The organism is uncultured Microbulbifer sp. (genome assembly GCF_913055755.1).
Classification (GTDB): Bacteria; Pseudomonadota; Gammaproteobacteria; order Pseudomonadales; family Cellvibrionaceae; genus Microbulbifer.
Genome location: NZ_CAJXKH010000073.1, coordinates 1 through 20,265 on the forward strand (window position 1 = coordinate 1; position 20,265 = coordinate 20,265).

Annotated in this window: 21 protein-coding genes and 1 riboswitch; of the genes, 11 read left to right on the forward strand and 10 right to left on the reverse strand. The window is 59.8% G+C overall.

Annotation, left to right across the window (positions count from 1 at the left end):
- Nucleotides 1-409: 409 nt before the first annotated feature.
- Nucleotides 410-1,111, forward strand: coding sequence for a DNA/RNA nuclease SfsA (gene sfsA, locus QZ511_RS12335; RefSeq protein WP_295802804.1), 702 nt, complete (start codon nucleotides 410-412; stop codon nucleotides 1,109-1,111).
- Between the two features lie 24 nt (nucleotides 1,112-1,135).
- Here the strand turns inward: sfsA and QZ511_RS12340 are convergent, their stop codons facing one another.
- The 4 genes from QZ511_RS12340 to QZ511_RS12355 all read right to left on the reverse strand — a co-directional run bounded on the left by QZ511_RS12340 (nucleotide 1,136) and on the right by QZ511_RS12355 (nucleotide 4,032).
- The gene (locus QZ511_RS12340; RefSeq protein WP_295802806.1) at nucleotides 1,136-1,480 is read right to left on the reverse strand and encodes a Rieske (2Fe-2S) protein; all 345 of its coding nucleotides are present in this window, start codon (nucleotides 1,478-1,480) and stop codon (nucleotides 1,136-1,138) included.
- A gap of 91 nt (nucleotides 1,481-1,571) precedes the next feature.
- A complete protein-coding gene (locus QZ511_RS12345) occupies nucleotides 1,572-2,654 on the reverse strand; it encodes a trypsin-like peptidase domain-containing protein (protein ID WP_295802808.1) in 1,083 nt (360 codons plus the stop codon).
- A 64-nt stretch (nucleotides 2,655-2,718) separates the two neighbouring features.
- Complete coding sequence (gene htpX / locus QZ511_RS12350; RefSeq protein WP_295802810.1) at nucleotides 2,719-3,606, reverse strand: protease HtpX; 888 nt, start codon at nucleotides 3,604-3,606, stop codon at nucleotides 2,719-2,721.
- 141 nt (nucleotides 3,607-3,747) lie between these two features.
- The gene (locus QZ511_RS12355) at nucleotides 3,748-4,032 is read right to left on the reverse strand and encodes a TfoX/Sxy family protein (RefSeq protein ID WP_295802811.1); all 285 of its coding nucleotides are present in this window, start codon (nucleotides 4,030-4,032) and stop codon (nucleotides 3,748-3,750) included.
- A gap of 398 nt (nucleotides 4,033-4,430) precedes the next feature.
- On the opposite strand from QZ511_RS12355, the gene QZ511_RS12360 reads away from it, so the two are divergent.
- From QZ511_RS12360 to QZ511_RS12370, 3 genes are all read left to right on the forward strand, one after another.
- The gene (locus QZ511_RS12360; protein WP_295802813.1) at nucleotides 4,431-5,162 is read left to right on the forward strand and encodes a M15 family metallopeptidase; all 732 of its coding nucleotides are present in this window, start codon (nucleotides 4,431-4,433) and stop codon (nucleotides 5,160-5,162) included.
- The gene (gene cysE, locus QZ511_RS12365) at nucleotides 5,095-6,021 is read left to right on the forward strand and encodes a serine O-acetyltransferase (RefSeq protein WP_366935656.1); all 927 of its coding nucleotides are present in this window, start codon (nucleotides 5,095-5,097) and stop codon (nucleotides 6,019-6,021) included. The genes QZ511_RS12360 and cysE overlap by 68 nt, the downstream gene beginning before the upstream one ends.
- A gap of 72 nt (nucleotides 6,022-6,093) precedes the next feature.
- Complete coding sequence (locus tag QZ511_RS12370; protein WP_295802815.1) at nucleotides 6,094-6,642, forward strand: hypothetical protein; 549 nt, start codon at nucleotides 6,094-6,096, stop codon at nucleotides 6,640-6,642.
- Between the two features lie 34 nt (nucleotides 6,643-6,676).
- Here QZ511_RS12370 and QZ511_RS12375 read toward each other — a convergent pair whose 3' ends face one another.
- Nucleotides 6,677-7,285 (reverse strand): DNA-3-methyladenine glycosylase I, encoded by a 609-nt coding sequence (locus QZ511_RS12375; RefSeq protein ID WP_295802817.1) that lies wholly within the window; start codon nucleotides 7,283-7,285, stop codon nucleotides 6,677-6,679.
- Between the two features lie 158 nt (nucleotides 7,286-7,443).
- Nucleotides 7,444-7,980: an inorganic diphosphatase gene (ppa, locus tag QZ511_RS12380; protein ID WP_295802819.1), complete on the reverse strand. Its 537-nt coding sequence runs from the start codon at nucleotides 7,978-7,980 to the stop codon at nucleotides 7,444-7,446.
- Between the two features lie 495 nt (nucleotides 7,981-8,475).
- Between ppa and QZ511_RS12385 the strand changes: the two genes are divergently transcribed.
- Genes QZ511_RS12385 through QZ511_RS12395 form a run of 3 tightly spaced genes read left to right on the forward strand, consistent with a single transcriptional unit; the run spans nucleotide 8,476 to nucleotide 12,420 of the window.
- The gene (locus QZ511_RS12385) at nucleotides 8,476-9,822 is read left to right on the forward strand and encodes a glutamine synthetase (protein ID WP_295802820.1); all 1,347 of its coding nucleotides are present in this window, start codon (nucleotides 8,476-8,478) and stop codon (nucleotides 9,820-9,822) included.
- Between the two features lie 22 nt (nucleotides 9,823-9,844).
- Nucleotides 9,845-11,233, forward strand: coding sequence for an aldehyde dehydrogenase family protein (locus QZ511_RS12390; RefSeq protein ID WP_295802822.1), 1,389 nt, complete (start codon nucleotides 9,845-9,847; stop codon nucleotides 11,231-11,233).
- A gap of 17 nt (nucleotides 11,234-11,250) precedes the next feature.
- A complete protein-coding gene (locus tag QZ511_RS12395) occupies nucleotides 11,251-12,420 on the forward strand; it encodes an iron-containing alcohol dehydrogenase (protein WP_295802823.1) in 1,170 nt (389 codons plus the stop codon).
- A 50-nt stretch (nucleotides 12,421-12,470) separates the two neighbouring features.
- Here QZ511_RS12395 and QZ511_RS12400 read toward each other — a convergent pair whose 3' ends face one another.
- From QZ511_RS12400 to QZ511_RS12415, 4 genes are read right to left on the reverse strand one after another with little or no spacing between them, the layout of a single operon-like run.
- A complete protein-coding gene (locus QZ511_RS12400) occupies nucleotides 12,471-13,313 on the reverse strand; it encodes a choline/ethanolamine kinase family protein (RefSeq protein WP_295802824.1) in 843 nt (280 codons plus the stop codon).
- A 26-nt stretch (nucleotides 13,314-13,339) separates the two neighbouring features.
- On the reverse strand, nucleotides 13,340-13,981 hold the full coding sequence (gene pnuC, locus QZ511_RS12405; RefSeq protein WP_295802825.1) for a nicotinamide riboside transporter PnuC: 642 nt from the start codon (nucleotides 13,979-13,981) through the stop codon (nucleotides 13,340-13,342).
- Nucleotides 13,974-14,237 (reverse strand): YkoF family thiamine/hydroxymethylpyrimidine-binding protein, encoded by a 264-nt coding sequence (locus tag QZ511_RS12410; RefSeq protein ID WP_295802826.1) that lies wholly within the window; start codon nucleotides 14,235-14,237, stop codon nucleotides 13,974-13,976. The genes pnuC and QZ511_RS12410 overlap by 8 nt, the downstream gene beginning before the upstream one ends.
- 21 nt (nucleotides 14,238-14,258) lie before the next feature.
- Nucleotides 14,259-16,394, reverse strand: coding sequence for a TonB-dependent receptor (locus tag QZ511_RS12415; protein WP_295802827.1), 2,136 nt, complete (start codon nucleotides 16,392-16,394; stop codon nucleotides 14,259-14,261).
- Nucleotides 16,395-16,451: 57 nt separating this feature from the next.
- A riboswitch (TPP riboswitch) is annotated at nucleotides 16,452-16,568 on the reverse strand.
- A gap of 171 nt (nucleotides 16,569-16,739) precedes the next feature.
- Here QZ511_RS12415 and QZ511_RS12420 point away from each other — a divergent pair.
- From QZ511_RS12420 to QZ511_RS12435, 4 genes are all read left to right on the forward strand, one after another.
- Nucleotides 16,740-17,747 (forward strand): LLM class flavin-dependent oxidoreductase, encoded by a 1,008-nt coding sequence (locus tag QZ511_RS12420; RefSeq protein WP_295802828.1) that lies wholly within the window; start codon nucleotides 16,740-16,742, stop codon nucleotides 17,745-17,747.
- Between the two features lie 301 nt (nucleotides 17,748-18,048).
- Complete coding sequence (locus QZ511_RS12425; protein WP_295802829.1) at nucleotides 18,049-18,345, forward strand: hypothetical protein; 297 nt, start codon at nucleotides 18,049-18,051, stop codon at nucleotides 18,343-18,345.
- 143 nt (nucleotides 18,346-18,488) lie between these two features.
- Nucleotides 18,489-18,845: an energy transducer TonB gene (locus QZ511_RS12430; protein WP_295802830.1), complete on the forward strand. Its 357-nt coding sequence runs from the start codon at nucleotides 18,489-18,491 to the stop codon at nucleotides 18,843-18,845.
- Between the two features lie 143 nt (nucleotides 18,846-18,988).
- A complete protein-coding gene (locus QZ511_RS12435; protein ID WP_295802831.1) occupies nucleotides 18,989-19,276 on the forward strand; it encodes a hypothetical protein in 288 nt (95 codons plus the stop codon).
- Nucleotides 19,277-20,265 lie beyond the last annotated feature (989 nt).

Consider the following 20,265-nt stretch of genomic DNA (forward strand, 5'->3'; position numbering starts at 1 on the left):
GCGGAAATGCTCCTGCTGCTTCTCATTCATGTACTCCTCGCCCTTCTGTTCCTGATAGGGCTCGAAGCCGTGCAGAGTTTCGGATTTCGCAGCAGTATTGGGCATAGTCATTGCCTCTCTCGTAATACGGGCCCCTGTTAATAAGGGCACTACAACCAAAATCAAGCCTAGCAGGCTGCACAAAGCCTAAGCGACCGCAGGCTGTACTCCTTCCAGTGCCGGTGCCCGGCAATTGGAAAGCGAGGAAACTATCAAATCTCTTACCTGCGCGCCACAAAATGTTGTCGCCCCGACGCGAAGGGAACAATCCTTCCGCAAATCGAGACCCGGATGGTGTAATCTGGCGCTCAATTGTTCATCAGTTTTGTTGTTTTTAACCTGTCATAACTGTCAAGGCTTAGGGTTTGTCGTGAAGTTTGTTCCTCCTTTGGCGCGCGGTTTACTTTTGCGTCGCTACAAGCGTTTTCTTGCGGATATTGCTCTTGAGGATGGTGAAATTATAACCATTCACTGCCCGAACACCGGGTCCATGAAAAACTGCTGGGCGGAGGAGACCCCCTGCTGGTTTTCGGATTCCGGCAATCCAAAACGTAAATACCGCCACACCCTGGAGATCACCACGACCCCGGAGGGGGCGCTGGCCGGGGTGAATACCGGGCGTGCCAATGCGCTGGTGGAAGAGGCGATTGTTTCCGGTGTGGTGCGGGAGCTGCAGGGCTACGAATCGCTGCGCCGGGAGGTGAAGTACGGCGAGGAAAACAGCCGCATCGATTTTCTGTTGAGCGGTGAGCCGGGGGATTGTTATGTGGAGGTGAAAAACGTCACCCTCGCGGAAGGCGAGCGCGGCCTGTTTCCCGACGCGGTGAGCGCGCGGGGTGCCAAACACCTGCGGGAACTGCAGAAGCTGGCGGAGGCCGGTGTACGCGCGGTACTTCTTTACTGTGTGCAGCACTCGCAGATTGCCACCGTGGAGGCGGCGAACGAGATCGATCCGGCGTATGCCGCAGCGCTGGAACAGGCGGTGGCTGCGGGAGTGGAGGTGGTGGCTTACCGCGCGGAATTGAGTGCCAGTGAAATCCGCTTGTCAGAACCCGTGCCGTTTATCGGCTGACGGTTGTCCGTCCGCCAGCGCTACTCAGTCGGCGAGAATAACGTAGAGCCCGTCCTGTGCGTACTCCACCGGTACCGGCGTCAGAGCATCGCCGGCGCAGGGGCCGGCGATGCATTCGCCGGTCTGTATTTCAAACAGCGCGCCGTGGGAGGCGCACTGGATCAGTGCTTTTTCTGAATCCAGGAACTGGTTCGGCTGCCACTCCAGATTGATGCCGCGATGGGGGCAGACATTCTTGTAGGCGAACACCTCGCCGTCTTTTTTCACCGCGAATACATTGTCCATGCCGGCGCTGTTGTCACCGAGGGAGAAACCCCGGGAGTCGCCCTCGGCAAGGTCTTCGTAGCGGCAGAGAAAGTGTTTTTGCATGGTGTACGTCCGGCAGCCGATTCATTCTGGCGGGGCAGTGTAGCGAAAACCTCGCTTGTGAAAAACCAGCACCCGAATGCACTTACTGGAATCAGGGTGCCGCCAGGATCAGCTGGGTTTCCAGTTGCTCGCCGTCGCGCAGGTAGTTCACCTGCACGCGGTCGCCGGGGCGGTGATTTTCCAGCGCATTCATCAGGTCGTCGTAGTTCCGGATCGGCTGGCGGTCGATGCCGATGATCACGTCCCCCAGCTGCCAGCCGCCATTTTGCGCGCGGTAGACCCCGCGCAGTCCCGCCCGCGCTGCGGGCAGGTCCGGCGCGGTGCGGAGGATGGCAACCCCTTCGAAATCGTAGCGGTTGGCCCACTGGTCCGGCGCCGATTCGATGCCGAGAATCGGCCGCACCAGTCGCCCGTGGGCAATCAGCTCCGGCACGATCTTCTTCACCGTGTCCACCGGAATCGCGAAGCCGATGCCGACACTGGCGCCGCTGGGGCTGTAAATCGCCGTATTGACGCCGATCAGGCGGCCGCTGGAATCCAGCAGTGGGCCACCGGAGTTGCCGGGGTTGATGGCGGCATCGGTCTGGATCACGTTGCGGATGGTGCGATTGTTGGCGGCATCAATCTCGCGCCCGAGCGCGCTCACCACGCCGGTGGTGAGAGTGGTGTCGAGGCCGAACGGGTTGCCGATGGCGAGCACCTTGCGGCCCACCGCGAGATCCGCAGAGCGCCCCGGCGCCAGCGGTTTCAGCAGTTCCCTGGGCGCGTGGATTTTCAATACCGCGAGATCCTTTTCCGGTGCGGTGCCCACCAGTTCCGCCGGCCATTCACTGCGGTCCTGCAGGGTGATGGTGACGGTGCGCGCACCGTCGATGACGTGGAAGTTGGTGACCACGTGCCCCTGGTCGTCCCAGATAAAACCGCTGCCGGCGCCCTTGGGCACGGTGTGCAGGCGCAGGGTCCAGCGATCGCGCACCACGGTTTCATTGGTCACATACACCACCGACGGGCTGGCGAAATTGAACACCTGCATGGTGTTGGTTTCGTCGTCGGTAGCGAAAATGGGCTGGGCCAGGGCCTGCAGGGGAAGCAGCAGTGCGGTAAGCAGTGACAGCAATGCGGTCGTACGGGTGGCGTTGGAAAAAACTCTGTGGAGGTTCTTCTGACTTAACATGGTTTTTGAGTGGTTGACGGTTTGGATTGCCCGGGGTAACCGGGCAATCCGGGTTCGGAATTGGTCAGTGCATGGAATTCTGCAGCGCCAGAATGCGATCCTCAAGGGGCGGGTGGCTCGCCATCAGCGCCGCCATGCTGTTGCCATAGATGCCAAAGGCTTTCATGTTGGATGGCAGTGGCTGCTCGCGCCCGGCTTCGGACTCCGATTTGATGCGTGCGAGTGCCGCAATCATGCTCTCGCGGCTGGCGAGATGGGCGCCGGCGGCATCCGCGCGGTATTCGCGGCGGCGGCTGAACCAGGCCACGATCATCATCGCGATCACGCCGAACACCATATCCATGATGATCGAGGTGACGTAGTAACCGATGCCCAGCCCCTGTTCATTGCGCAGCAGTACCCGGTCGACGAAGAAGCCGACAAGGCGCGCAAAGAACATCACGAAGGTGTTCACCACCCCCTGAATCAGCGCCAGGGTGATCATGTCGCCGTTGGCGACGTGGCCGATCTCGTGGCCGATGACCGCCCGCGCCTCGTCCCGGTTAAAGCGTTCCAGCAGGCCCGCGCTCACCGCCACCAGCGCGCTGTTGCGATTCCAGCCGGTGGCGAAGGCGTTGGCCTGGGGCATGGGGAAGATACCCACGTCCGGCATGCCGATGCCCGCTTTCTGCGACAGCTCGCGCACGGTTTCCACCAGCCAACGCTCGTCCGCGGTCTGGGGCTGCTCGATGACCTGGGTGCGGGTGCTCATGCGCGCGATGGTCTTGGACATCAGCAGCGAGATCAGTGCGCCACCGATACCGAAGACCGCACAGAAGGTCAGTAGCCCGGGCAGGTTCAGGTTGACACCGTTGGCGTCGAGAATGCCCTGGATGCCGAACAGGTTGAAGATAACGCCGACCAGCAACATCACAGCCAGGTTGGTCAGCAAAAACAGCCCAATACGCAACATCAGCCTTCTCCTGAAGGTAGTTATACAGTCCAGACTAAATAGGGTCGCTCACAGCGCTTTGCAAGCGTATTGTGGAAGGGAATTTTGACCCGCCGGTTGCGGAAAGCGGCGGGCGTGAAGCAGAGAGGTTTTGGCGAAATTTCAAGCGCTGTCTTTGCGGGCCAGCTGGCGCTCCGCTTCGTCGACCAGGTTGGCCTTGAGGACGGGATCGAGGTCGTTCCAGTGCACATCGAGCAGCGCACCCTGCAGCGCGTACAGCATGACTCTGGAAGCGTTGATGCCGCGGCCGCGTATATTGATGAAGGCTTCCACCGGGCCCACCCGGCGCAGATCATCCAGTGTGCGGATACCAATGGAATGGAGAATATTGACGGAGGCGAGCCCCAGATTTTTCAGTTGCAGTAACTCTGACTGACTCGGGTGCATGGCATTCATTCCCTGAACGATTTCGTGGTCTCAAGTGGTACACCGGTCCGCGTCTTGCTCTGATGCAATCGTACCGACTTGTGCGCGGTCTGTTCACCCCGCCGTTCCTGGTAGAGCGAAACAGTCGTGCAAAATAGCATAAAATTCCACAGCGCCAAACCGCACTGACTGCCGCAGAAAAAAAGCGAAAGTGCACATTTTTCTGTGGCCACTGAAATGCTAAATTGTCACATCTGCTGCAATAGCCTAGTCGGCTTTTGTGGTCTTTGCCGATTTTGACTATTTGGACTGTGGTCGCGACGCGGACCGGCGTGTACTTCGCGCATGTCGCCGCAAAGCCGGGTTAATTTGCTGCGTCAGTATGTCCACGGTCACAGGGAACCAGAGAGGCGCCCGCGATGATTCACCCGCTGATCCAGAATATGCTGTTCGGGCTGAGTGACGCCCATGTGATTCTGGAACCGGTATCCGGGCAGTTGTTGCACCCGGAGGCACTGACCGCATTCGACCAGCTGCGCCGGGATGCGCGGGGTGCAGGATTCGACCCGAAAGTAGTGTCCGGGTTCCGGGATTTCGAGCGCCAGCGGGCCATCTGGAACCGCAAGGCCTGCGGCGAGCGGCCAGTACTCGACAGTGCCGGCGAGCCCCTCGACGTGGCGCAGTTATCGCCAGAGGAAACGGTATTCGCTATATTGCGCTGGTCTGCGCTGCCCGGCGGTTCCCGCCACCACTGGGGGACCGATTTCGACGTGATCGACGCGGCGGCGGTGCCGGAAGATTACCGGGTGCAGCTCACCCCGGAAGAGGTGGCAGACAACGGCGTTTTCGGCGCCTTCCACTGCTGGCTGGACGAGCGCATTGCCAGTGGCAACAGTTACGGACTGTTTCGCCCCTACGCGGAGGATCGCGGCGGCGTGGCGCCGGAGCGCTGGCACCTGAGCTACGCACCGCGGGCCTGGGAGTTTCAGCAGCTGCTGACGCCGGATTCCCTGCGGGCACAGTTGCAGGCCTGCCAGCGGGCGAGTGACCTGGCCCTGGCGGATACGGTGTGCGGCAATATCGATGCCATCTACCGGCGGTTTGTCGCCGTACCCGAAGACGCCTACCCGAAGAATATTCAGCGGCTGTAACATCCGAAGCGGATTTGCTCCAGCGGATACCGACAGCCGCCAACAGGGAAGCACTACCATCAACGTCAGTGAACTGAAAGAACGCAACATCTGGTCCTGCATGCGCGCCGAGGCGAGTGTCGCCGCGGCGGGGGAGCCGGTGCTCGCCAGTTATTTCCACAATACCGTGCTGCGGCACAAAAGCATCGATCGCGCGCTGGCCTACCAGCTCGCCTCGGTGCTCGACCACACGGCACTGACGGCCACGGCGCTGCAGGAAGTCATCGCCGAGGCCATGGAGGACGACGCGAGTATTTCCCGTGCCATGCAGGCGGATATCTGCGCCTGGTTTGACCGCGATCCCGCCTGTGACCAGTACATAACCCCGTTCCTGTATTTCAAGGGCTTCCACGCCCTGCAGTCCCACCGTATCGCGCACTGGCTTTGGCTGAAAGGGCGCCATACCCTGGCACTGTATTTCCAGAGCCGGGTATCGGAACAGTTCGCGGTGGATATCCACCCCGCCGCGCAATTCGGCAGCGGCATCATGATCGACCACGCCACCGGCCTGGTGGTGGGGGAGACCTGTGTGATCGAGGACGACGTTTCCATGCTGCACTCGGTGACCCTCGGCGGCAGTGGCAGTGGCGGTGGCGACCGCCACCCCAAGATCGGCCGCGGTGTCATGATTGGTGCCGGCGCCAAGATTCTGGGGCCGGTCAGGATTGGCGAGGGTGTGAAGGTGGCGGCGGGCAGCCTGGTGCTGCGGGACGTTGCCGCACACGCCACCGTGGCCGGGGTTCCAGCCCGCACCGTTGGCAGTGAATCCGCCGCGGCACCTGCCTATACCATGGACCAGACACTGGATTCCGGTGACTGAATCCGCTTGAATGGCGCCAACAACCAGACAATAACGAGCCGGAAACAGCGGCCAACCCATCGAGGTATCGACATGCCCGAAGCCACATACAGCGTAATTTTCCGCGGTGACCTGCAGCCCGGCTACACGGTTGCCGACGTCAAGGCGAATTTCGCCCGCCTGTTCAAGGCCGGCCCCGAGACCGTAGAGAAACTCTTCAGCGGCCGCCCACTGGCCCTGAAAAAAGGACTTACCCAGGCTCAGGCGGGGCAGCTGCAGGCGACCCTGAGCAAGCTGGGGGCGCAGTCAGTGGTGCGCGCTGAAGGTGACAATCAGCCGGAGCAGCCGACCCCTGCACCCAGGTCGGAGCCGGCTGTATCGGCAACGTCTCCCGCGCCGGCGGCACCCGCCGCGGCGAGTAATTCGTCACTGAGCCTTGCGCCGATGGAAGGGGATCTGCTGAAGGAGCACGAGAAGGCGAAGGTGGAGCCGGTACAGGTGGCGGTCGGCCATCTCAGCCTGAAGCCCGCGGAAGGCAATCTGGTGGAGGACGGCGAGCGCCGGGAGACTGCTCCCGCGCCGGTAACGGTGCCCGACTGGAACCTGCAATCCACCGCCGCCACCTTCAAAATACCCGACTGAGAACTGCGATCCCCGGGCGCACAACCGACTCCGGTCAGGTGGGGCGTCTGAATGCCTTGCGCGCGCTTTCCACTTCGCGCCGCGACTTGCAGTCTTCCAGGTGGTCGTTGATCAGTCCCATGGCCTGCATGAACGCATACACCGTGGTCGGGCCGACGAATTTCCAGCCGCGCTTTTTCAGGTCTTTGGACAACGCGCTGGACACTTCAGATGTGGATGCACTCTGGGGCGCCCCCTGCTCTGCGGGGTCCGGTTCAAAGCGCCAGACGTAGGCGGCGATGGACCCCTCCGCTTGTATCAGCTCTTTCGCGCGCTGCGCATTGTTGATCACCGCTTCGATTTTCCCGCGATGGCGAACGATGCCCTCGTCGCCGAGCAGGCGTTGTACGTCCTGTTCGGTAAAGCGCGCGACCTTGTTGAAGTCAAAATTGTTGAAGGCTTTGCGGAAGTTTTCCCGCTTGGCGAGGATGGTGCGCCAGCTCAGGCCCGACTGGAAACTCTCCAGGCACAGCTTTTCAAACAGGCGCCGGTCGTCATCGACAGGGAATCCCCATTCCCGGTCGTGATAGTCGAAGAATTCCGGTGCCGCGGCGCACCAGCCACAGCGGGGCTTGCCGTCGGGTCCGGTTACGGTATTTGCCATTTTCCCAACCTTGTTGTGTCCGAGCCCGGACTATAACCGCCTGACCTGCGATCGCCCAGCTGGAAAGGTTGCTAGCGGGCGAGGGGCTGTTACCGGGCACAAAAAAGCCGGCACAGGGCCGGCTTCGGAAAGGTCGGGAGATCGCCCTGTCGGGGGGATCAGCCTTCTTCTTTCAGGTAACGCTCGCGGGAAGCCATGACTTCTTTGCGGGCGGCTTCGGCGTCGGCCCAGCCGTCCACTTTCACCCACTTGCCCGCTTCCAGGGCTTTGTAGTTTTCGAAGTAGTGTTCGATCTGCTTGATCAGCAGCTCCGGCAGGTCGCCGATTTCGTTGACGTGGTCGTACAGCTTGGTCAGCTTGGTGTGCGGTACTGCCAGCAGTTTGGCGTCTACACCGGATTCGTCGGTCATGTTCAGTACGCCGATCACGCGGGAGCGGATGACGGAGCCAACCATTACCGGGTAGGGCGCTACAACCAGTACGTCCAGGGGGTCGCCGTCTTCGGACAGGGTGTGGGGTACGTAGCCGTAGTTGGCCGGGTAGAACATCGGGGTGGCTACGAAACGGTCTACGAATACCGCGTCTGCGTCCTTGTCGACTTCGTATTTGATCGGATCGTGATTGGCCGGGATCTCGATGATTACGTTGATATCGTTGGGCAGGTCTTTACCTGCAGAAACCTTTTCGAAGCTCATTGCTGGTCCTGATTACTCTGTGATCAAAATTTTGGAGCGCGAATTATATACCCTGAGCGAGCACTAACATAGCGGCGAGTTTGGTTGTTTTGTGAGCAGGGGCGCTTTGATACGAAGGATCGTGGCGGTGTCGCTACCGGGTGGAATCTTGTGAGACACGCCGTAAACCCATCCCTGGGGGCTCTGCACCGCCATCCATGGCGGTGAAGGTCTCACAAGATTCCACCCGGTATCGACACCTTCGCGAAAAGGTTTTGCTCTTAATTACCAGTCGAACTTTTTGCGACCAAATAACGGCGTTCTCCAGATTGACTATGCTCAGTTACACGGAATGGTCCCAACATAGCCTGTGGGGTTTCAGGCGACCGGACCGCAGAATAAAGGAACCCAGGCATGGACGAATCCACCGAGCTGCCGTCCTCGGCACCCCCTCTTTCAAATACTGCAACAGGCACAACCCCGGCCCAGCCGCCGAGTGCACGGCAGGTGAGGACGGTGGAGGATGCGAAGCGCATTGTCGACGCCCGTGGGCTCAGTCATGTGAAGGTGGGGCTGTTTGACAACGATGGCGTGATGCGCGGCAAGTATATGAGCCGCGAGAAGTTCTTTTCCGCCCTGGATCACGGCTTTGCCTTTTGTGACGTGGTGCTGGGGTGGGATGTGCAGGACCAGCTCTACGACAACGCCCGTTATACCGGCTGGCATACGGGCTATCCGGATGCGCCGGTGCGGATCCTGCCGCACACCTGTCGCGAGGTGCCGTTTGAGGATGGTATGTTGCTGTTCCTGGCGGAATTTGCCGAGGCGGCGGAGGCGGTGTGCCCCCGTGCGGTGCTGCGGCGGGTGATCGAGCGCTGTGAGCGCGCCGGCTTCGCGCCCTTTGCAGCGTTGGAATACGAGTTCTTTCTGTTCGACGAGACGCCGGACAGTGCGCGGCAAAAAGGCTATCGGGACCTGAAGCCTTTTACCCCGGGCTGGTTCGGCTACTCGATGATCCGCAACTCGGTGCACGCGGATCTCTACCACGAGATTCTCGAGTTGGCACAGAAAATGGATTTCCCCATCGAGGGCCTGCATACGGAAACCGGTCCCGGTGTGCTGGAGGCGGCGATCACCGTGGACAACGCGGAGGCGGCGGCGGACAAGGCGGCGCTGTTCAAGACCTTTATCAAGGTACTGGTCCAGCGGCGCGGGCTGATGGCGACCTTTATGGCCAAGTGGTCCAACGACTATCCGGGGCAGAGCGGCCATATTCATCTGTCCCTGCGGCACCGGGACGGCAAACACTCGGCGTTCTTTGCCGATGGCGAACCCCACTCGATGAGCCAGACCCAACGCCAGTTTCTCGCCGGGCAGCAGCGGTTGATGCCGGAGATGCTCAGCATGATGGCACCTACGGTGAACAGTTACCGGCGGTTGATCCCCGGTTTCTGGGCACCCACCGATGCCACCTGGGGAGTGGAAAACCGCACCGCGGCACTGCGGGTGATCCCCGGCAGCGACAAGTCCCAGCGCCAGGAATACCGCCTCGGCGCCGCGGATGCCAATCCCTACCTCGCGCTCGCTGTGGCGCTGGGGTCGGGATTGTATGGCATCGAGAACCAGTGGCAGCCCGGGGCGCCGGTGGATGGCAATGCCTATGCCGCAGAACACCCGCCGGAGCTGGCGTTGCCGCGCACCCTGTGGGACGCGGCGCAGCGCCTGAAGAATTCCCGCGCGGCCCGCGACCTGTTCGGCGATGCCTTCGTCGAGCACTACGCCGCCAGCCGCGAATGGGAGGAGCGGGAATTCCGTCGGCATATCAGCGACTGGGAACTGCAGCGCTATTTCGAAATTATTTAGAGCGGAGACCGTGCAGGGCATCATGGAAAAACTGCAGTGCATTTCCCCCATTGATAATTCGGTGTATGTGGAGCGCGGACTCGCCTCCGAATATGAAATCCAGAATGCGCTCGGCAGGGCGCAGCGCGCGCAGTTGAGCTGGGCGCGGGTACCGCTCGCGGAAAAGGTGGCGCTGGTGCGCGGTGCGGTGGAAATTCTGGGCCGCAAAAAGCCGCAACTGGCGGAGGAAATCTGCTGGCAGATGGGCAGGCCCATTGCTTTTGCAGGCGGCGAGGTGGACGGGTTTGCCGAGCGTGCCCTGGGGATGGCGGAGATTGCGGAATCGGCACTGGTGGATATCCGCCTGCCGGACAAGCCCGGCTTTACCCGCTTTATCCGCCGGGCCCCGCTGGGGGTGGTGCTGGTTATCGCTCCCTGGAATTATCCCTACCTCACCGCGGTAAATGCGGTGGTACCGGCGTTGCTGGCGGGCAACAGTGTGTTGCTGAAACACTCCGCGCAGACACCGCTGTGTGCCGAGCGCATGGTGGAGGCATTTACCGATGCGGGCTTGCCGGAGGGCGTGTTCCAGTATTTGCATCTTGCGCACCGGGACGCGGAGCAGCTGGTTATTAACAGCGAGGTGCAGCACCTGGCATTTACGGGCTCGGTTGCCGGCGGCGCTGCGATGGAGGCGGCCGCGGCGGGACGTTTTCTCTCCCTGGGGCTGGAACTCGGCGGCAAAGACCCGGCCTATGTGCGTGCGGATGCGGATCTCGATCACGCGGTAGCGTCCATCGTCGACGGTGCCTTTTTCAATTCCGGCCAGTCCTGTTGCGGGATCGAACGGGTGTATGTGCACGAGTCCAGGTTCGACGAATTTGTCGCCGGTGCGGCGGCGCTGATTCGCCAGTACAAGCTCGCTCCTTCCAATGATCCGGCGACTACCCTCGGCCCGCTGGTGCGCGCGTCTGCTGCAGATTTTGTGCGCGATCAGATCGACGAGGCGCTGGCGCAGGGGGCGCGTGCACATATCGATGGCGGCGCCTTCGAGTGGGACGAGCGCGGCAGCGCCTATATGGCGCCGCAGTTGCTGACCAACGTGAACCACAACATGCGCGTGATGAACGAGGAATCTTTCGGCCCGGTTGTCGGTGTCATGTCGGTGGCCGGTGACGAGCAGGCGCTGGCGCTGATGAACGACAGCGAATACGGGCTTACCGCCGCGATCTATTCCGCGGACGAGGACGCGGCGCTTGCACTGGGGGACCAGTTGCAGACCGGCACCGTGTTTATGAACCGCTGCGATTATCTCGACCCGGCGCTGGCGTGGACCGGGGTGAAGAATTCCGGCCGCGGCTGCACTCTGTCGCGGGTGGGTTTCGAGCATCTCACGCGCCCGAAATCCTTCCATCTGAAAACCCGTATTTAACAGGGATCAAAACTGCCATGAGCGATATCCGCCTGTCCGCCAACTGGAATTACCCCACCGCCATACGCGCCGGTGCGGGCAGGGTGCGGGAGCTGCCGTCGCTGTGTTTCGAATACGGCATCCGCGCGCCGCTGCTGGTGACCGATCCCGGGCTGGCATCTTTGCCGATGATCAGCAATATCCTCAATCACTGCGAGGAAAACGGCCTGCGGGTACAGATGTTTGCCAATATCAAGGGCAACCCCAGCGGCGAAAACGTGACCGAAGGCCTGACGGTATTTCGCAGCGGCGAACACGACGGAGTGCTCGCGGTGGGTGGAGGCTCGGCACTGGATGCGGCCAAGGCCATTGCGCTGATGGCCGGGCAGACCCGCCCGCTGTGGGATTTTGAAGACGAGGGCGACAATTACCTGCGGGTAAACGAGGATGCCATGGCGCCGGTGATCGCGGTGCCCACCACCGCCGGCACCGGCTCGGAAGTGGGGCGCTCGTCGGTGATTACCGATGAATACGCAAAGATCAAACGTATTATCTTTCACCCGAAAATGCTGCCGGCGCAGGTGATTCTGGATCCGGAGCTTACCATCGGCCTGCCGGCGAATATCACCGCTGCCACCGGGATGGATGCGCTCTCCCACAATCTGGAGGCCTGGTGCGCGCCGAATTTCCATCCCATGGCGGAAGGCATCGCGCTCGAAGCCATGCGCCTGATCAGTGTCTATCTGCCGCGCGCGGTGGCGGACGGCGGCGACCTGGCGGCGCGCATGCAGATGCTGGTGGCCTCCAGCATGGGGGCTACCGCATTCCAGCGCGGCCTCGGTGCGATGCACGCACTGGCCCACCCGCTGGGGGCCCTGTACGACGCGCACCACGGGCTGTTGAATGCGATCCTGATGCCCTACGTGCTGAAAGCCAATGCGGAGGCCATCGGCGAACCCATGGACCGCCTGTCCCGTTATCTCGACCTGCCGCAGCGCGGATGCAATGGTGTGCTGGACTGGGTTTTGCGGCTGCGCAGTGACCTGAAAATTCCCCACACCCTGGAGGAAATCGGTATCGGTGCGGACAGGGCAGAACAGGTCGGGAAGATGGCGGCGGCGGACCCCGCCGCGGGCAGCAATCCGATAGCTTTTTCCGCGGAGGATTACAGCCACATATTTGCCGAGGCCTGCCGCGCAGACGCCTGACTGCCAAACGCGTATCGGTTGGCCGGTAGGCTGTTAGCCGCTAGCGGATATCAGCAGAATTTGCGCAGCCCGGCGATTTCTTTGACGATTTCCTCATGGCGACCCGGTGCTGTACTGCTGTTGCGGTTGGTTTCCTGTACCGCATACCAGAGCAGGGCGAGATAGCGGTAAATCACCCGCCAGTGGAAAAGCCGCCGCTGATCGGATTCACTGACACCGCGTTGCAGGTACGCCGACAGCAGGGCCTGACTTTTTTCCTCACCGAATGCATTTCCCTCGCTAATCACCGCCAGGTCGTAAAACGGATCGCCGCTCGCCGCGTATTCCCAGTCGATCGCATACAGTTTGCCATCGTCGGCGGCTATCAGGTTGCTCTGTAGCAGGTCGTTGTGGCACAGCACTTTGCCGCGGGACAGGCATTGCGCAGCGGCAATGTGGGGTTGCACTTGTTTGTGCAGGTCGTGTAACGGCTGGAAGAAATCCTCGCCGTCGCCGATTGCGCGCCAGTAGCTGGCAACCTTGTTTGCGATATCGAGCTCCGCGGCGATGGTCGGGAGCTGGTGGATCCTGCGCAGCAGTTCCGCCAGTGCGGTTAGGGCGCCGGCGGCATCGAGTTCCGGCGCTGTGCCGTGGATATAGCGGGTAACCAAGTAGCGGTGCTGCGGATCGCAATGCACCAGCGGGGCGGCGAGCCCCGCGCTGTCGGCCAGCTGCAGGGCCCGGGCTTCCGCGGCGCGGTCCAGGTCCAGCGCTGCGCTGATGGGGGAGTTTTTGCGCAGTACCAGAGGCGTATCGTCCGCGGATATCAGGTAACTGCGGTTGGTTAAGCCGCTGGTGAGCGGCCTGATCACAACTGGCGCACGGTTGCTCCAGTGCGCCCAGTCTGCAGGCACTATATCTTCCGGATATTCGGACGAGGTCATGCGGTGGCGGGGGCCTGTCCGCCGGCAGGGTTCTGCTGTTGATACAGGCGGAACCACTGGAAAAAGCCGATAACCACCAGGATCACATACAGCACGAACAGCAGTGCGGTGAGGTACAGCTCGCGATCGATATACAGATAGATCGCGGCGCCGTCGATTGCGATCCAGTACAGCCAGTTTTCCAGTACCTTGCGGGTGACCATATAGGTGGTCACCACCGCCCCCCAGGTGGTGAAGGAATCCAGGTAGGGCAGCGCGGCGTTGGTGTAATTGTCCAGTACAAACCCGAAAACCAGGGTCAGGGCGCCCACCGCGGCAAATGCGGCCAGGTGTATTTGTACGGGCCAGCGGTGAATCTGCGCAGAGTCATTTTGTGTGGACTGATTGCGCCATTGCCACCAGCCATAGACTGCAATCAGCAGGTAGAAAATCTGCAGTGCCGACTCCATCAGCAGGCTCACGTCCCAGAACAGCACCAGGTAGATCGCGGTACTGGCAAAGGCGGCGTACCAGCACAGGATATTTTCCCGCATCGCCAGCAGCAGGTAAGCCAGCGCCAGAACTACCGCCGCCACTTCCCACAGGGACATGGCGGCCACCGAGCTGGCGATGGCCTCGCGTATTTCAGCGCTAAACATGGAAGGCTTCCGGACTCAGGTCGCCGTCGATAAATTTGCACACAAAAATGAGCCGGCCGAACTGCTCGTAGGACGCGCGCATTTCGGCTTTCAGTGTGTCCATCACGGGGTCGTAATCGCCGAATACCTGCGTGCTCATGGTGTTGGAAATTACCCGCAGATCCGGATTGTGGTGCAGGCGGTCAATAAAGTCCTTGATCGCCGGAATGTACTCGTCGTGTAACGGGTACAGGCTGATTTCTACGGATAATTTCACTGGTATTGACTCCCCAGGCTTTTAAAAGGTGTAGCTGCCGGAGATGCCCGCAATGCGCGGCTCTCCCAGCTGGTAGTAGGCTTCCGGCGCGTAACCATTGGCGGGGTTGTTGCCGAACTGGTTACTGAAGTAGAAGCCGCGAGTATAGTAAACCTCGTCGGTGAGGTTGCGGCCCCACAGCGACAGCGCCCAGTCATCGCGGCGATAGGTCAGGCGCGCGTTGACCAGCTCGTAGGCGGTGGATTTTTCATTGTGGCTGTTGGAAAAGTAAAAGGCGTCTTTGCCTTCCATTTCCAGACGCACTGCCAGATTGTCCGAGAATGCGTATTCGAGGCCGCTAAAGAACTGGTAGCCGGGGGCGTGGGCCAGTTCCCTGCCATTCATATCTACCGGGGCAAATACCTCGCCGGTATTGTCGTCACGGGCATCCACATGGGAGCTGCTGGTGAAGTCCTCGAACTCCGCGTTCAGCCAGCCGGCCGCGGCAAACAGGCGCAGGGCGTCGCTGGCCTGGTAATTCACTTCCGCTTCCACACCCACAGTGCGGCCACCGGCGGCATTGGTCAGGTAGTCGTCGAAGGAGAAGTCGCTGGGGTCGAAGATCGACTGCTTGGCCTGCACATCACTGCGGTCCTGATAGAAGGCCGCGAGCTGTGCCTGCAGGCGATTGTCCAGCCAGCTTCCCTTTATCCCCAGTTCGTAATTGAGCATGTGCTCGGTGTCGAACTGGAAGGCATTGCGATCGATCAGCGGGTTGCTGGCGGAGGCGGAGATGATGCGGCCATTGACCCCGCCGGCCTTGTAGCCGCGGGACAGGGTGGCGTACAGCAGGGTGCTGTCGGCGGCGGTGTACTGCAGGGTGATATTGCCGCCCCACAGGTCTTCCCGGGTGTCGCTGGCGACGGCGAGGGAGTCCGCGTAATCGGCGCGGCGCTGCTCCAGGCGCAGGCCGGTGATCAACTCCAAGCGGGCCCCAAGCGCGGTACTCAGCTGGCCGTATACGGCGGCATTATCGGTATCGAACTGGCTGCGGAAACTGCCGTTGCGCGCCAGTGCTTCGTCTTCCGTGCGCAGGTAAACCCCGGCCACCCAGCCGGCGCGACCGTCAAACAGGCGGGATTGCTCGGTGGAGATAAAGCGGACATCCGCACTCAGGTTGTCCTTGTCCCGCAGGTAGTTGTCGGTGGAGCTGTACTCCCAGGGATGGAAGCCCACATGGGTCCAGTCTTCGTCGTAGCCGTATGCGATATCGGAATTGGCGGCACTCAGTACCGATTTGACGCTGAATAGGTCGCTGCCGCTCCACAGCGCGCTGAGGGCGCCGGCGTAGGTTTCCTGGGCATCCCGGCCCGGCTGGTCGGACAGGGTGTTGCGGGAGTTGTCCAGGGTGAAGGCGTCGTAGCCGTTGTCCGCATCCAGGTACAGCAGGGTCAGGTCCAGTTGCAGGTCCTCCCGCGCCTGGTAGCGCAGCTTGCCGCGCACCACGGACTCGTCGATATTGTTGGTGTCATCCCGGTCCAGGTAGCGGTTTTGCACATAGCCGTCGGACTGCTGGTTCTGTACCGCCACACGGTAGGTCAGGCTGTCGGCAAGGGGACCGCTGGTGACCGCGCTCAGGGTGTGGGAACCGTATTCGGCGACCTCGGCAGATACCCTGCCCATGGGCTCGGAGGTCGGTGCGTTGGACGTCATGGTGATCAGGCCGGCGAGGGCATTGGCGCCGTACACCGTGCCCTGGGGGCCGCGCAGGATTTCCACCTGATCCATATCCAGGGTACTGGCGGCAAGGCCGAGGCCGGTGAAGTCGATGCCATCCACTATCAGGCCCACGGACGGGTTCACCGGGTCGATAAACTGGCTGCGCTCGCCGATTCCGCGGATCTGCACAAAGCGACCGCGGGAGGCACCGGCGGCATAGTTCACGTTGGGCGCCAGGTTCAGCAGCTGTTCCAGATTGGTGGCGCCGCGGGCGTCGATGGCATCCTCCCCCAGCACACTGACGCTGGTGGGGGTATCCAGCTGGGTGGTTTCCCGCAGCTGGCTGGTGACGACCACTTCTTCAAACTCGGCAGCGTCGGCAACCGAGAGGGTGCTGGCTACGGCCGTGACAAGGCCTACTCCGTAAGCAAGTGGTTTTATTCTGATTCGTGGATTCATGGCTCTCTCTCAGGTTGAACAAGATGAAAGAGACCCGGTGTGCGACGCGAGGAGGATGTTTGGGTATGTACCTATTCCTACGCCGGTATTAACCGGATCAGGTTCAAGGGTTTGCGCACTGGATCCTCGCGGACCCGACAGCATCTCAGGCGTAAGCCACCCCTTAGGTTTTGCGGGCGCGATGCTAACAGATCTGGCGAGGTACAGGAACTGGTCGCCTGCCGCTTCTACGGCGTGTGCCGCAGGAATGGTTCGGGTGTATTGGTCTGCGAACAGATTCGCTACGATTGGTCATATCGGTTGCGCCGGCTGTGGGCGGCCAACGGCAAGTGTTAAGGAGTTGATGTGCACGCATTTTCACTACTGGACCTCTCACCCATCACCGAGGGCAGTGACGCCCGCCAGGCGCTGAAGAATTCCCTGGACCTGGCGCAGCATGCGGAAAACCTCGGCTACAAGCGCTACTGGATGGCGGAACACCACAATATGACCGGGGTGGCCAGCGCCGCCACCGCGGTGGCACTGGGGTATATCGCCGGCGGTACGCGCAAGATTCGTGTCGCCGCCGGTGGTGTCATGCTGCCCAATCACGCGCCACTGGTGATTGCGGAGCAGTTCGGCACCCTCGCGGCGCTGTATCCCCAGCGGGTGGACCTGGGGCTGGGGCGCGCGCCGGGTACCGACGGCGCAACCATGACCGCGCTGCGAAGAGACCCGCTGCACGCGGCGGATCAGTTTCCGGAGGACGTGCGCGAATTACTGCACTACTTCGCTCCGGAAAAGCCCGGTCAGCGGGTACGCGCAGTGCCGGGGGCGGGGTTGCAGGTACCGATCTGGCTCCTGGGCTCCAGCCTCTACAGTGCCCAGCTGGCCGCGGCCATGGGCCTGCCATTCGCCTTCGCCTCCCACTTTGCACCGGCAATGCTGGATCAGGCGCTGCACCTTTACCGCACCCAGTTCCGCCCATCGCAAACCCTCGATGCGCCCTATGCGGCAGCGGCAATCAATGTATTTGCCGCAGACACCGATGCTGAAGCGCGCAAACTGATGACCTCCATCGAGCAGCAGTTTGTCGCCCTGCGCCGGGGTACCCCGGGCAAAATCCAACCGCCGGTAGACGACCCGGAATCCATTGCGCCACCCGCCGAGCGCAGGCAGGTGGCACAGGCACTGGCGGAGAGCGCGGTGGGTACAAAGGAAACCATCGCACCGTGGATCGACCGCTTCCTCGAGCGCACCCGGGTGGAGGAGCTGATCGTCACCGGGGCTATTTACGATCACCCCGCGCGGTTGCATTCCTTTGCCCTGGCGGCAGAAGTCCTGCGGGAGCGAATTGACGCCAGTGCGTATTAGATGGTGTGTGAATAGGGCATTCATCCTGAGCACCCACAATATCCCCTATTCACAGTGGGACACAGCGGGCACCGGCGAACGAGCACAATCGAGCCTGATTGTGCGTTGAACGAACTGGCATAAGTGGCGAGGCTGTAATCGGGTGTAATGAGAACTTGATGCCAGGCGGATGACTTGGGGGCTTGGATGTGGCTATATAGGAATATGTGTCCAGATCTGGATTTGTGTGTGCATATCTAGACATGTGTATATATGCACACGCCTGTGAATAAAACTGTTATGCATCAATTAAGAACTAGGTATGTTTCAAGACCCTCTACAGTATTATCAAGCTATCGCTAGCGAACTTACTGAAGTAATTCGGGAAGAATGGACTTCCATTGAAATTGAGGCTGTTCGCTATGAAAATTCTATAAATCTTGAAATTGTATATTTTCGCCCAGATGGCAGCGAGGAAAGCCGCGTTAAAACAAAAATGATTCCCGACTATTTTTTCAATCTTGCTAAGGTCGTAAGTAGAGAGGGAAGAGGACTCTATAAATTGTGCCACTTTCGGTTGGATAGTTCCGGTTCATTTAATGTGGACTTCGAGTACTAACGTAGCAATGCATAACAAACAGCGGCAGAGCGACAGCCAACGCTACGCACCTTTTGTGTTACTCGCTGGCGCTCAAACATTAACACAAAATGCGCTCCGCGCTGGCTGCGCCTGCGCTGGGCGTTAAATTTTTAGGAGTTTCGATGAAATACGTAGTTATTGTCATACTGGCGTTGAGTTTAGCCGGGTGCAAATCGAATCCGATTGTTCCGGCACCTATTGATCCTCCACATCAGCAGATTACTCACAAACCCTTGATTAAAGTAAACCCATACTATCCAAAAGATCTTCTTAATCGGGGTGTTGAAGGATGGGTTTTGATTGAAATTGAGGTTTCTGATGAAGGCAAAGTTGTCTCATCAAGAGTTATTGATGCGAGCCCAAGAGATGGCTTTAATCAAGCCGCGTTAGATGCGGTAAATAAATGGATATACAAGCCAGGCTCATTAGGTCCAGAGAAAAAGACTAAGGCTCTCATAGAGTTTTGGATATCCAGATAGTCCAAAATTTAACAAGGCGCTGCAGCCGACGGCCAACTTTGCGCACTTTATGCGCGGTCGCTGCGCTCCCATTATCGCGCATAAAGCGCCCAAAATTGTCCGCGGCTGAGCGCGGCGTTATGTGAGTAGAGAGAAAACGTGCAATGAATGAAGAGCAAATTAAACGGAGTTTGCAATCTATAGGAGTTACCTGCTTTGTAAAATATTTCGAAGCATTTTCGGATTTGCGCAAAGTTGATCTCGATTTGATTGATGCTTTTATGAAAATTGAGGGCTGGGAAGAGAGTGGTGCAAAAACCAGAGTGTCTCAATCCCGGAGAATTTTTAGAGAGGGGTGTGAGATGCTTGCCTTGAAATTAGCTGCACAAAGTAAAAATGTCAGTCCCTGGGTGGTCGCCAAAGCAAAGGAACTCAGTGCCAGCAGCACATAACAATCAGCGGCAGAGCGACAGCCAACGCTACGCACCTTTTGTGTTACTCGCTGTCGCTCAAACATTAACACAAAAGGTGCTCCGCGCTGGCTGCGCCTGCGCTGGGCGTTATGTGTCATAGAGAATAATGGGAATATTTGAAGCAGGAATGATCGTCTACATCCCAGTGGGCACCTTGCTTTTGAATGCTTGGCGTCGAAGATTGGTATCTTTCAGAAGAAGTAGCCATGTTTTGTATATGCTTGTGTCAATGATAATGGCAATTACACCGTTAATTTATGTCCGTAGTTTAGAGCCTAATCAAACTGCGTTGGGTGTTGTGTTAGCGGGTGTAGCGCTCTTTTGGTTCGCAATAGTTGGTGCGCGTAGTGTCAACACATAACCAGGCCAGGCAGTACGCTCCGGCGCTGCGCGCCTCCGCGGGACAGCTTACCTTGTGCACCTTTTGCGCGGGTCGCTGCGCTCCCATAATCGCGCAAAACGCGCACAAGGTAAGCTGCCCCTGCTGGCGGCGTTATGGTGCCGGTCGGTAAAAATTAATATTTGTGCGGCTGCAAGTTTCGCGCACAGTTTTGGCATCCAGCATTTGGCTTTTTGCTCGGGCGCATTCAAGTAGTTTCGTTCCTAGTGTGTTCGCTTGGGTTCGGTAGAATGGGGCAATTCCGCTGCAGTATCGTGGAGTGCCAATATGATAAAAACAGGTTGGGGAAAGTACGGTATTCTTTCCTCGTTTTAAATGGGCAGTGGCCAGCCAAGCCGTGGCTGGCAGCGTGCCGGTAGGCGGGTCCGCAGTGCGGCCAGCCATAACCAGGCGTTGCAGGGGACGGCTAACTTTGCGCACTTTATTGCGCGGTCGCTGCGCTCCCATTTTCGCGCAATCAAGCGCACAAAGTCAGCCGCCCCTGAACGCGGCGTTAAATGCCGGTAATAGCAAAATCCAGAGCGGCTAATATTTCTGTTCGAAAATGCTCGAGTGTACCGACTGGGTT